Origin of the sequence: Alkanindiges hydrocarboniclasticus (genome assembly GCF_001982605.1) — a bacterium.
GTDB classification, from domain to species: domain Bacteria; phylum Pseudomonadota; class Gammaproteobacteria; order Pseudomonadales; family Moraxellaceae; genus Alkanindiges; species Alkanindiges hydrocarboniclasticus.
This window is the reverse complement of the sequence record NZ_MLCN01000056.1, coordinates 1-4,380: the sequence shown is the minus strand read 5'-3', so window position 1 is coordinate 4,380 and position 4,380 is coordinate 1. Positions and strand designations below refer to the sequence as shown.

The following is a 4,380-nucleotide window of genomic DNA, read 5'->3' as shown; positions in this document are numbered from 1 at the left end:
CCTGTAAATAAAATACATATTAAATAAGAATAACTTACCTCAAATTAATTTATGAATAAATAGTTAATGTTTTTAGGGAATAAAAAAAGTGACGATATCAGAGTAATTTAATATCGTCACTTATAAATAAGACTGCAATTATAAACTAATTTATTGTTATTGGAATCTTATTTTTTTTAATATAAATCTTTTAACTAAAAAAATTTTATGCATAGTAAAACAGTTATTAATATCAATTAATAATAAAAGCAGGGTAAGTAGCTTTTTATTCAACCATAAAGGTCTATACCCAAATTTTAAACACTGTCTGACGAGTATGTTTTCTATACTCAAAAATATATTATTGCTTTGATTTAACTTTAAATTTACTACTTTATCATTAATAAAAAAACTCAAACCTAAAGGATTATAGGTCGAATACGCATGATTTACTAAAGACCAAAACAGAACAGATTTTTTCTGAGCATATAAACAGCAATCAGTTGATAAATCAGTTTTTACTAAAGTCATGGTAAATCACTTATATCAAGCTAAAGATCCTTACAAAGCCATTAAAAAACAAGTATGATTTCAATAGCGCTTTATGGTTTTTATGGTACAGACAGTTCTGTCTATTTGCAATCAAATGTTATTTAAGTGATAGTTTTTTAACCATCTTGTGATTTTTTGTATTTGCAATAAAATTCAAAGGGTTAGCAATTCAGCATTTGTTATTAAGATAAAAAAACCAATTTCCATCTACAAATTTGATTAAAAAAACGAATTTATTTTCATAATTAAGGAAATATTGAGGGAATTATGAACTGAAAAGATAAAAATAATTCGACTATAGGCTAATAGTTATTTTTTTAAAACTAGTGTTGTTTAGACTGTAAAATCAAGTTTTCAACAAAAGACCAGCTAGAATCAAGCTTCATCCCACCTGCATAAGCAAAAATATTGGCATTTACAGTTAAGCCATCTAGAGTGACCATAATAAAATTAGCAAGTGAGGCAGGGTGTTTTACCCCAATTTTAATCAGTAATTCTTCTACTACATCCGTAAGCCACTGTTTATGATCCTGGGAAATCTGCCTGATCTTAGGTGTTTCTTGCGAAAATTCTTCAGAAGCCTTAATAAACATACAGCCATAAAAATTAGGCTGTTCAAACCATTTTTCATACCATTGAAAAATACTTTTAATTTTTTCTAAAGGAGTTATTGCTTCATCCATTGATTGGATTATACTGGTACGCAATTGCTCATCACGACGGATCAGAATACTTTCAATCAAGTGTTCTTTAGAAGGGAAATACTTATATAGCGTCATCTTTGCGACGTTTGACTCAGAAATAATTCGATCAATACCAATAGCATGAAACCCATGCTGAGCAAATAATGCTGTGGCTGTCTCATAGATAATTTCTTTTTTGGAGCTACTTTTCAAGGTTAATCCTTATTCGCAAAATACTATATGAGTAATAAATCGCTTGAAGTAAATCTGGATAGCTAGATTGAATCGATAATTATATCTCTTTTTAGGGTTATTTTCTCGATTAGTTCTAAAAATTTTAAAAATTTGGTAACCAACGATTTATACAATAAATTGCTTGTACTAAGCAAGCTAATTTTAATTAATTTAAGGTATTGTAAAATTAGCGCTTTAATGCGGCATTTAACTCAAGCTGATGCAACCAGAACTGGTTCCAGAGATCACAGTAATGCATGCACATGGATGTAACCGATTGATAAATGTCCGGGGTGCAGGCCTGAATTAAGGTAAACCATAAATCATCCTCATGATCATCATCTGCAGCCAGTGCAGTGGTGTCCGATGAAATCCCATGTACATAGTAGTAACCATGCTCTACGTTTAAACCTACACTTTTGGTAGCTTGGCGCAAAGGTGGGCTATATAGAATAACCTGTTGTTCAGCAACTGCTAGCAGGGCCACCACGGCGATATAGGCATCATAACTTTGTTCAAGATACTGTCTAACCTCCACAGCAATTTGACTGGGTTTATAGTTTGCGCGCTCCTCGATAGAAATATTGAGTTCATTCAGCACTTTTTCAAACAGTGGATAATGCGCATAGGCCGGATTGCCGCGATAGTATTCAGTTGAACTGGTACCCGGCTGAAACCCGAATTCATCAAGTACATTTAAGGTTAGCAAAAAACGGGCAATCATTTTGGTGCCGGCTGGTAGACGCGGCTCAAGTTGCCGAGCCTGATACTGGGCAATTAACAAGGCATCAGTAAAAATTTGTACGATGGCGTGCCGATATTCCAGATGAATGTTTTTTATGGCTTGATGATTAAATTGTCCACTGTTCAATAATTCAATTATGGGGTTTGAAGCTAGCGCATGACACTTGATACTGGTTTTTAATTGGTTAATAAACTGTTCATTAGCATCCCATAATTCCTTGGGGATACTTTCTTTTAGCTTTTCAACAGCAATTTCTCTAGGCTGATCTATATCAATATGCATAATAATCTAAGATTTAAACGTATGAATAGTTTCATTAAAGAGAAGTTATCTATCTAATGTTTAATATAACTTCATAATTGAAGCATATTTGCCGGGGACAGACAAGTCTGTATCAATGACTGAAATGATAAAATTTTAGATATTGATTTTACTGATAAAAATTCTATTTTGTTAATTTTTTTGGTGCTATTCTGCATTTATAATACTTGATAATTAAAGCGCCAAATTGGGGCAAAAGCTGCAAGAAAATACGGCAAAAATGGTGCATGGGCAACCCTGATCAATAGTGTAATTTTAGTTTAAATTTTTTGCATATAAAATCTTAAAAACAGGCTTTGATTTTAATTTAAGTTCGGCGCTGTACTAGATAGGCCTATCGCAATCAGGTAATGCATTGGAAGTTTCTCATATTAACTATAACAGCTCTATATTATCTGTTATCAACACCTAGCGCTTGATTTGCTAATAAGGTTGCACCACAAGCTGTTTTGTCACCATGACGTGCTACGGCACGGCCATTGATTAAGAGTGCGTTATCACCAGTTACAATGGTGGTAATACCACCATGACCCTTTTGCGGACAGCTTACTTTGTCGCCAACACAGGCAACGGCAACACCATTAATGGTACTGGTCGAACTGCCTTGAATGACCTTGCCACCATGACTAGTCATGGCTCCCACCGTAATAATGGCTTTACTCATTATTGTCCTCTTTTATTGTAGTGCGGATAGGGGTTGATTACTTTCAGCAATCAGCTTTTCGGCCATTGCAGCATTGCCAAGAATACCTTTGATGCGAAACTCTGTGTGGCCCAAGTCCATCATTTTCCAGCGGCCCCCCCAGGTTAAGCCTACAGATTCTGCGACTTCGCCATAGTAACGATAGCCCTGCCTAGCCCATGGGTCTTTTTCGGTAATAACAACTTTGCCATTGCGCAAAAAAGCAACATCACCCGCCAGTCCAAACTGATGATAGCTGCGATAACCTGTAGCTTTGGTTACATGCGCCCCTTTACCCGCTAGCATATTCTGTCGTTGCGGACTCCGGTAGCCTTCAAGTAATACCATTTCATAACCGTAGCGTTCTTTCATGATTTTAAAAACCAGCAATAAGCGCTGGGCATAACGTGGATTAATCCTATCCCATTTTCGGTCAGCGAAGCGCAAGTCAGTGGTATGTACTGCAGCTACCGGAATATCAATGGATGAAGATTGCTGGGCGATTTGTTCTGCCTGAATGGCAATGGCTTCTGCAGCCACAATCAGCTCGGCATCTACTTCGGGAGGCGGTACCAGCATTTCACCTTCCAGCAACGCATAAATCTGTGGATCTACAGAATCTGCCGATTCATCACTCATGACAGGAATAGCGGTATCGCGAGTTGCCATCCACAGGACAGGTGACCCCAATAAAAATATTCCAGCCAGCACTACTAGTATTTGCTGTTGATCCCAACCATTACCTATTGTATTGGCTCTAGGTGCCAACGATAAATTTTCTCTGCGGCCATAGTAGTTTTTAAGGTATTGCCGGCTTTGTGGAATAATGGATTTAATCCCATGCCAAAGAGAGTTTCGCCATTGCCCAGAAAATACTAAAGCGCTAACCACGCTAATAAGTACAAAATAAAATAAAGCCAGCCAGATCATTTTGAATATGTCATTACCTTACTAGGACTTTTTAAGGATTGGATTTACGTCAGTCTTTTTTACGGAATGTTTAACTGTTTTTGTTTTTTCAGCAGATTTATTGATTTGCATGATTAATTGTTCTATCTGATCCGGTTTTTCAGGCTTCTTGCTGATGGATTTGGAGGGTATTAGTTTTTTTTTGACTTCCACGGGTTTTACCGTTACTTTTTTCACAGGTTTCACAGGTTTCACAGGTTTCACAGGTTTCACAG

5 protein-coding genes are annotated in these 4,380 nt (G+C 36.2%); all 5 read right to left on the bottom strand.

Translation table 11 applies throughout. The annotated features are described in order from the left end of the window. Positions 1-854 precede the first annotated feature (854 nt). Entirely contained in the window at positions 855-1,427 is a 573-nt protein-coding gene (locus BKE30_RS14920; protein ID WP_076879361.1) for a TetR/AcrR family transcriptional regulator, read from the bottom strand. Positions 1,428-1,635: 208 nt separating this feature from the next. Then, on the bottom strand, positions 1,636-2,475 hold the full coding sequence (locus BKE30_RS14915) for an iron-containing redox enzyme family protein (RefSeq protein WP_076879360.1): 840 nt from the start codon (positions 2,473-2,475) through the stop codon (positions 1,636-1,638). Between the two features lie 430 nt (positions 2,476-2,905). Beyond that, positions 2,906-3,178 carry a PAAR domain-containing protein gene (locus BKE30_RS14910; RefSeq protein ID WP_076879359.1) on the bottom strand — a complete coding sequence of 91 codons (273 nt, stop codon included), beginning with the start codon at positions 3,176-3,178 and terminating at the stop codon, positions 2,906-2,908. Positions 3,179-3,190: 12 nt separating this feature from the next. After that, complete coding sequence (locus BKE30_RS14905) at positions 3,191-4,126, bottom strand: M15 family metallopeptidase (RefSeq protein ID WP_076879358.1); 936 nt, start codon at positions 4,124-4,126, stop codon at positions 3,191-3,193. A 21-nt stretch (positions 4,127-4,147) separates the two neighbouring features. Next, positions 4,148-4,380, bottom strand: a 233-nt coding sequence (locus BKE30_RS14900; RefSeq protein WP_198938093.1) for a hypothetical protein, incomplete at its 5' end; no start/stop codon positions are given.